The sequence below is a fragment of the Maricaulis sp. genome, from assembly GCF_030149235.1.
Taxonomy (GTDB): Bacteria; Pseudomonadota; Alphaproteobacteria; order Caulobacterales; family Maricaulaceae; genus Maricaulis.
This window is the reverse complement of the sequence record NZ_JASBRW010000018.1, coordinates 20,955-27,733: the sequence shown is the minus strand read 5'-3', so window position 1 is coordinate 27,733 and position 6,779 is coordinate 20,955. Positions and strand designations below refer to the sequence as shown.

Annotated in this window: 7 protein-coding genes; 6 read left to right on the top strand and 1 reads right to left on the bottom strand. The window is 63.4% G+C overall.

The window, feature by feature from the left end:
- Nucleotides 1–209 precede the first annotated feature (209 nt).
- Together rdgB and hemW are read left to right on the top strand one after the other, a co-directional pair.
- Nucleotides 210–806, top strand: a complete 597-nt coding sequence (gene rdgB, locus Q1V51_RS03265; RefSeq protein WP_366522692.1) for an RdgB/HAM1 family non-canonical purine NTP pyrophosphatase — start codon at nt 210–212, stop codon at nt 804–806.
- Nucleotides 803–1,948 (top strand): radical SAM family heme chaperone HemW, encoded by a 1,146-nt coding sequence (gene hemW, locus Q1V51_RS03260; RefSeq protein ID WP_300552799.1) that lies wholly within the window; start codon nt 803–805, stop codon nt 1,946–1,948. Before rdgB ends, hemW begins: the two co-directional genes overlap by 4 nt.
- On the opposite strand, the gene Q1V51_RS03255 is transcribed toward hemW, so the two are convergent.
- Nucleotides 1,945–3,681 (bottom strand): penicillin-binding protein activator, encoded by a 1,737-nt coding sequence (locus tag Q1V51_RS03255; RefSeq protein WP_300552796.1) that lies wholly within the window; start codon nt 3,679–3,681, stop codon nt 1,945–1,947. The two genes, hemW and Q1V51_RS03255, sit on opposite strands and share 4 nt — an antisense overlap.
- On the opposite strand from Q1V51_RS03255, the gene rsmI reads away from it, so the two are divergent.
- The 4 genes from rsmI (at nt 3,680) to gshB (ending at nt 6,675) form a co-directional block, all read left to right on the top strand.
- On the top strand, nt 3,680–4,591 hold the full coding sequence (rsmI, locus tag Q1V51_RS03250; RefSeq protein ID WP_300552791.1) for a 16S rRNA (cytidine(1402)-2'-O)-methyltransferase: 912 nt from the start codon (nt 3,680–3,682) through the stop codon (nt 4,589–4,591). The two genes, Q1V51_RS03255 and rsmI, sit on opposite strands and share 2 nt — an antisense overlap.
- Nucleotides 4,588–4,971 (top strand): YraN family protein, encoded by a 384-nt coding sequence (locus Q1V51_RS03245; protein ID WP_300552788.1) that lies wholly within the window; start codon nt 4,588–4,590, stop codon nt 4,969–4,971. The genes rsmI and Q1V51_RS03245 overlap by 4 nt, the downstream gene beginning before the upstream one ends.
- 82 nt (nt 4,972–5,053) lie before the next feature.
- A complete protein-coding gene (locus Q1V51_RS03240; protein WP_300552785.1) occupies nt 5,054–5,731 on the top strand; it encodes a BON domain-containing protein in 678 nt (225 codons plus the stop codon).
- Nucleotides 5,728–6,675, top strand: a complete 948-nt coding sequence (gene gshB / locus Q1V51_RS03235; protein WP_300552783.1) for a glutathione synthase — start codon at nt 5,728–5,730, stop codon at nt 6,673–6,675. Before Q1V51_RS03240 ends, gshB begins: the two co-directional genes overlap by 4 nt.
- Nucleotides 6,676–6,779: the final 104 nt, after the last annotated feature.

The window sequence follows — 6,779 nt, the reverse complement described above, 5'->3', positions numbered from 1 at the left end:
GCGAACGAACGCGTACTGGATTTTTCGGGCCTGACCATCTCTCTGTTTCCTTTCACTTGCATCTGACCAATTACCGTTGTCATTCGTAGTCTCAGGACGATGTCTCCCGTCCTTGTTGTTTATCGATAAACGAGGTCCGGGGGACTTGCAAGCAAAAAATATCGTTTTTCGATATGAATTTTTCGAAAGGCGATATGAAGGTTGGGGTAATGATGGCGTCATCAGATCGACAGGCTTGGGTGTTGGCGAGCCATAACCAAGTCAAAATCAAAGAGTTGAGGGAAATTCTCCTGTCGCGCGACATCAATTTGAAGAGCGCTGCAGAGTTGGACCTGGCTGAACCGGAAGAGACGGAATCGACTTTCGAGGGTAATGCGGCCCTCAAGGCCGAAGCCGCCTGCCGGGCGACCGGGCTCGTCTGCGTAGCGGATGATAGCGGCTTGTCGGTGGATGCGCTGAATGGCGATCCCGGCATCTACTCCGCCCGCTGGGCCGGGCCGGAAAAGGACTTCGCGGCCGCCATGGCGCGGGTGAATGACGCGCTTGGCGACAAGCCCCGGACGGCCCGCTTTGTCTGCGTCATCGCCGTCGCGCGCCCGGGGGCGGAGGTTCAGACCTATCGCGGTGAAGTCGTGGGCGAGATCAGCTGGCCACCTCGCGGTGATGCCGGCTTTGGTTACGACCCGGTATTCCAGCCTGAGGGCGAGACGCGGACCTTTGCCCAGATGAATTCCGAAGAGAAGCGCACGATGAGCCATCGCGCCCGTGCCCTGGCCAAGATGATCGCCGCCGAGTTCGACGCATGAGCAAGAGCCAGGCGCTCGGCCTCTATATCCACTGGCCGTATTGCGCCCGCATATGCCCCTATTGCGATTTCAATGTCTACCGGCCGAAAGGCGCGGACGACCTTCTGCTCGCCGCTATTCTCGAAGATCTGCGTCATTGGCGCGAGCGCACCGGCGCCCGGCCGCTGGCGAGCCTACATTTTGGTGGTGGCACACCCTCGCTCATGTCCCAGCAGGCAGTGGGGGACGTCATTGATCTGGCAGAGCATTTATGGGGGTTTGCCGCTGCGGCCGAACTGGGACTGGAGGCCAATCCCAATGACCTTGCCGGTTTTGCCGGTTTCGCAGCGGCGGGGATCAACCGGCTTTCCGTTGGGGTGCAAAGCTTCCAGTCTGATGTCCTGGAGCGGCTAGGACGCGATCATAGCGGTGACGCCGCACGGGCTGCGGTCGATACGGCGCTGAAAGCCGTGCCGCAGGTGTCGCTGGATCTGATCTACGCCTGGGAGGGCCAATCGCTGGAGAACTGGCGCAGCGAACTGGAGACCGCTCTGGGGACCGGTGTCGGGCATATCTCGCCCTACCAGCTGACGATCGAGCAAAACACCGCCTTCGGCAAACGCGCCGAGCGCGGCGAGACGCTGGCGCTTGAGCCGGACGACGCAGCCGAATTCTACGAGCTGACGGACGAGATCGCCTCGAGCGCTGGGTTCGAGCGCTATGAGATTTCCAATCATGCGCGATCAAAAGCGGCTCAATCGCGCCATAATCGCCTGTATTGGGAGGGCGGCGACTGGATCGGCGTCGGTCCCGGAGCGCACGGGCGTCTGGGCCAATCGAGTAGTGGCGGACGCATCGCTACGGAAGCGGCGCGCCGGCCGGGTGAATATGCTCAGTCCATCAAGTCCGGAAGCTGGGGGGTGGCCGATGAGGAGCAGTTATCGGCTGAGGATGAGCGCGCCGAGCGCATCCTGATGGGCCTGCGCTTGCTTGAGGGACTCGACCTGGACGATTTGCACGCTGCAACCGGCCTCGGCATCGATGAGACGGGGGCCGAGCGCATGATCGCGACCGGCCTGCTGCAGCGTGATGGCGCCCGCGTCAGCCTGACCCGTGAGGGTCAGGTGCTGGGTGACGCGGTGTCGATGGCGCTGGTTCCCTAACGCCCGTCGGGACGAAGCTGGGTGTTGAATTCCAGCTCGGCGAGGCATTCCTCCGGAATCTCCTCGTCCGCGTCCAGATCGCTGCAATCGATGTCACCCGGACGCGGATAGTCTTCCGGCATTTCGCGTCGGAACAGGCTGTAATCGAAGCCCACCGTTCCAAGACCCGTCACTTCCGGATCGATCAGCTCTCCCTGGTCCGCCGGACCGGTGAGCGGCGTGTCGGACAGGGCAACGCCGGTGCCGAGGTTAATCTGGGTTTCGATCTCGTCAGGCGGGTTCCAGCCTTCCGGCAGCGGCAGATAGTCCGGGAGCGGGTTGTCATCATCCATGCCGTAGCGCAAAGCGCGCTCTTCCGCTGCGGCCATGGCCATCATGCGGACCTGTTCGGGGTCGAACAACGGTGTCTCGAAGTCCAGCGGCGCCGGCTCGATCTGACGGAAACCGCGCGAGCGGACTTCGTAGATGGCGAGGCCGCGTTCAATCAGCCCATCGTTGTTGAAGCGGAACAAGCCGTCAGCCCCCAGGAAGCCTTGCTCTTCTTCAATGGCCTCGCGGCTGAAGCCCAGTTCGCCCCCGTCCATATGGGCCGCCAACGCCATGGCGTCATAGGCGAGGCTGGCAATCCGGGATGGCTCGCTGCCGAAGGCGGCTTCATAGGCGGTGTCAAAACGCTCACGCATCTGCAGGTCGGGACCGGCGAACCAGCCGCCATGCAGGGCCGGCTCGCGCAGCAGGTCTTCATCATTCCATAGACCGGTGCCCAGGAAGCGCACAACCAGCGGGTCGACCTGTTGCGAGATCAGCAGCGGCCCAAGGGCGCGCAGCCGGGTCCCGCCTTCCGGCAGGATCACGGCCTGGAAAGCCGCTTCCGGGTCGGGGATCCACTGGCGACGGCGCAATTCGCGGGCCTGGTCGGGCGTCAGCTCCGGGAAGGCGCCCTCGGCGAGGCGCGAGGAAGCGCGGGCCATCGCTTCGACATCACCAGTGTAGAACGCCTCTGCCGTGACTTCGCCAGCGGTTACCGCCGCCGTGTCCTGCAGCGCATTATAGACCGCCATACCATAGCGGTTCTGCGAGCCGAGATAGGCATAGCGCCACACACCCTGGCGCGCGGCGTATTCGACGATCCGCTCGACCTCGATTTCCGGCGGGAAGCTGAGCAGATAGACGCCATCACCGGCCGTTGTCGTATCGGTCGAGAAGGCAATCACAGGAACGTCGGCGCGGCGGGCGACATCGCCAGCCGCCGTTACAGCCGGGGCAAAGAGGGGCCCGATGATCAGGTCAGCCCCGTCCTCAACCGCGGCGAGCGCAGCCTGGCGGGCGCCGTCGGCATTGCCGCCGGTATCCTTTGGGATCAGCACGAGATTGCCGCCAGCGCGTTCGAACAGGGCCAGCTCTGCCGCGCGCAGCAGACGCAGGGCCTCGGCGCGGGCACCGGCATTCTCCGCGGAGAAGGGCAGCAGCACGGCGACACGGGCAAGGTCACGATCCTGCATGTGTGGCGGAATCAGCCCGTAAGCCTCTTCAACAACCTCGACCGGTTCCGGATCTGGTTCCACCGGTGCGGCAATGACCGGCTCGGGTGCCGGCATGGGCGATGGCGGTGGAGCCGTGGTCGCGCAGGCGCTAACAATCAGACCCGCCGTGGTGGCCAGGGCCAGCGGGCGGAGCGTGTGCAGAAGGCTTTGCGTGCGAGAACGCCGACGCGGTGCTACATCAGATTTCATGACCGGATCATCCCGAGAATTCCAGCCCGAAGCTAGCCGGACTACGGCCAAGGTACAAGCGCTTGACCCCGGCCTTTATCTAGTCGCTACGCCGATCGGCAATCTGCGCGATATCACTTTGCGGGCCCTTGATGTGCTTGCCAACGCAGACCGTGTCCTGGCCGAAGACACCCGCGTCACCAAGCGCTTGCTCGATGCGCACGGTGTCTCAGCTATGCTGCAGCCCTATCATGACCACAACGGCGAGCGCGTCCGCCCTCTGGTGCTCGACGCGCTCGAGGCCGGTGAAGTCGTGGCTTTAGTGTCCGATGCCGGTACGCCTCTCGTCTCCGATCCGGGCTACAAGCTGGTCCGGGAGGTGATCGCTGCCGGTCACGAGGTTGTCGCCATCCCGGGAGCATCGGCAGCGCTTGCCGCGCTGTGCATTGCCGGTCTGCCGACCGACTGTTTCACCTTTGCCGGGTTTCCGCCGCCGAAAACGGCGGCCCGTGAGGTCTGGCTCGCCCGTTTCATGGACTCGCCGGGCAGCCTTGTCTTCTACGAAGGCGCGTCACGTTTGCCGGCCGCACTGAATAGTATGGCCGAGGTCTTCGGTGACCGACCGGCTGCGGTTTGCCGTGAGCTGACCAAGCTGCATGAGGAGGCGCGCCGCGGCGGACTGGCTGAACTGGCGGCGCATTATGCCGAGGCGGGCGCGCCCAAGGGCGAGGTGGTTATTGTGGTCGCTCCCGCCGCGCCGGACCTGTGGGACGATGCCCGTATCGATGAGGCCCTGCGCGCTGCGTTGCAAACGCAACGGGTCAAGGATGCCGCGGCCGATATCGCGGCCAAGGCGGGGCGTCCGCGCCGCGATGTCTATGCCCGGGCGCTGGCGCTCAAGGCGGATACGGCGCAGGGCCGGGCCGGTTGAGCCGTTCGCGGCAGTCGGCCGAGGCCTTTGGCCGCTGGGCAGAGCGGCTGGCCCAGCTCTGGCTGATAATGAAAGGCTACCAGCTCCTCGGCTATCGCGCCGTCACCGCTGCCGGTGAAATCGATCTCATTGCCCGGCGCGGCGAGTATCTCGCTTTTGTCGAGGTCAAAGCGCGCCCGGATATCGAGCAGGCCCGCTCTTCCTTGAGTTTCCGTCAGCGGAGTCGGATCGAACGGGCCGCATCACTCTGGCTGGCGCGAAATCCCCGCTTCAGCGATCACTTCATGCGCTATGATCTGTTTCTGGTCGCGCCCTGGCGTTGGCCGCGCCATGAACGCGCCGCCTGGCTACCCGATGACCGTGCTCGGGATCTGCTTTGACGGTCTGACATTATCCTCAGGTGTCAGCGCGGCTGGTGTGGTGTAGCGTTCTGATTCGCTGCCGAACGGAGCTCGATCTGTCATGTTTCACCGCCCTTCTGGTTTCCTTATCGCCTGCCTGTGCGCACTTGCACTGAGTGCGTGCTCAACGGTTCAGGAGGAACGGTCGCTCGGGCGTGAGCTGGACGACAATAACGCCTCCTGGTCGATCAAGTCGGCTATGCTGCGGGCCGAGGGCTATGCGCTGGACGGGGTCGATGTGGAAGTGGCCGAGGGCGTCGCGCTTCTGACCGGTCACGTCCCGCGCGAGGATGATAGCCAAATGGCGGAATGCCTCGCCTGGTCGTCGGTCGCGGTCCGCTCGGTCACCAACGAGCTGATCATCGGCGACGATACCGGGTTTGGCGATGGCACGCGCGATCTTCTGATTTCCCAGCGTATCCGGGCGCGGCTTTTGACCGACCGCTCCATTCGCAGTGTCAATTTCAATGTCGAGGCCTTCAACGGTCGGGTTTTCCTGTTGGGCCTGGCCCGCTCGCGTGGTGAGCTGGAGCGGGCCACGGCACACGCCTCACTTGTCGACGGTGTAACCGAAGTGGTGAGCTTGGTCCGGGTTGCCGGAGTGCCCAGCAATCTCCCGGCACGGGGCGAGCGCCGCGCGGCGGCCTGCGGCGGCGAGCCGGTGCCGGCTCTTGAACTGCCCGAGGACGACATTAACTCCGGGCCGCAACTTCTTGGCGCCCGGAAGACAACACGATGAGCCTGCGCATAGCGGTCCAGATGGACCCGATCGAAACTGTCGATGTCGACGCGGATACGACGTTCGCCCTGATGGAAGAAGCACAGGCGCGCGGCTTCGAGCTCTTTGTCTACCATCCCGACCAGCTGGCTTGGCTGGAAGGGCGTATTGTGGCGCGGGCCCGGCCGGTCCGCGTCAAGCATGTTCAAGGTGAGCATGCAGAGCTGGGCGATGAGATGGATCTCGACCTAGCCGAAGATGCCGATGTCGTCCTGATGCGCCAGGACCCGCCCTTCGACATGGCCTACATCACGGCGGCTCATATGCTGGAAGGGTTGGCCGGAAAGACCCTGGTGCTCAATGACCCAGCCTGGGTCCGCTCGAGCCCGGAAAAGATCGTGCCGCTCGATTTCCCCGAACTGGTCCCGCCAACCCTGATCAGCCGGGACCCCGAGCGGATCAAGGCCTTCCGCGCCCAGTATGAGGACATCATCGTCAAGCCGCTCTACGGCAATGGCGGAGCCGGCGTGTTCCGGCTCAAGCCCGGGGACAGCAATCTCAATTCCCTGTTGGAAATGTTCTTTGCCCAGACCCGCGAGCCGGTTGTCGTCCAGGCCTTCCTTCCGGCGGTGAGTGCCGGGGACAAGCGGGTCCTGCTGATCGATGGCGAGCCGGTTGGGGCCATCAACCGGGTGCCGCAAAAGGGTGAAACCCGGTCCAACATGCATGTTGGCGGCGTCGCCGAGGCCTCTGACCTGGATGAAGCGGACCTGCGTATCTGCCGGGCAATTGGCCCGATGCTGAAAGCGCGCGGCCTCATGCTTGTCGGTATTGATGTGATCGGCGGTTTACTGACTGAAATCAATGTCACATCCCCGACTGGCGTACAGGAGCTCAAGCGCTTCTCCGGCATTGATACCTGCGCCCGGTTCTGGGACGCCGTCCAGAGAAAACTCCCGGATTAATAGGCCACACGCTTGACGTGTAGTGTCATGTGTGCCAGGTTTGTTCTGGTTATGTACGCATTATGTTTGAGCTATGTGGAAAATATAATAACGACAAGAATTTA

Excerpts from the sequence above, each read along its gene's own strand:
- rsmI (WP_300552791.1), top strand. The coding sequence starts at position 3,680 with ATGACCGGATCATCCCGAGAATTCCAGCCCGAAGCTAGCCGGACTACG.
- gshB (WP_300552783.1), top strand. The coding sequence starts at position 5,728 with ATGAGCCTGCGCATAGCGGTCCAGATGGACCCGATCGAAACTGTCGAT.
- hemW (WP_300552799.1), top strand. The coding sequence starts at position 803 with ATGAGCAAGAGCCAGGCGCTCGGCCTCTATATCCACTGGCCGTATTGC.
- rdgB (WP_366522692.1), top strand. The coding sequence starts at position 210 with ATGATGGCGTCATCAGATCGACAGGCTTGGGTGTTGGCGAGCCATAAC.
- Q1V51_RS03255 (WP_300552796.1), bottom strand. The coding sequence starts at position 3,681 with ATGAAATCTGATGTAGCACCGCGTCGGCGTTCTCGCACGCAAAGCCTT.
- Q1V51_RS03240 (WP_300552785.1), top strand. The coding sequence starts at position 5,054 with ATGTTTCACCGCCCTTCTGGTTTCCTTATCGCCTGCCTGTGCGCACTT.